Genomic DNA, 230 nt, shown 5'->3' with positions numbered 1-230 from the left:
CTTTTATCGAAGCAAATTAGATTGCCGTCGCTGCGGCTGAAGTATTTTGCTTATGCGCTATTGCTCATTGTATTGCCGAATCTGCTTTTTTGGATTTTGGCAGGGCTTACAGGAACGGCACGTCCGATCATTGATTTGGATTATATTGCGGTGGCGGCTTTGTTTGCGCTCGGATGGAAACCTGCCAAATGGGTGGGGGGAGTGCTTTTTTGGGCTGCGCTGCTGTTTGA

1 pseudogene is annotated in these 230 nt (G+C 48.3%); it reads left to right on the top strand.

What is annotated here, in order from left to right:
- Positions 1-21: 21 nt before the first annotated feature.
- Positions 22-230: pseudogene (locus tag ACTHS3_RS18850) on the top strand (LTA synthase family protein); the annotation flags it as partial.

The organism is Neisseria sp. P0009.S007, from assembly GCF_051962515.1.
The sequence above is the reverse complement of the archived record's forward strand: the minus strand, read 5'-3'. Positions and strand labels throughout refer to the sequence as shown.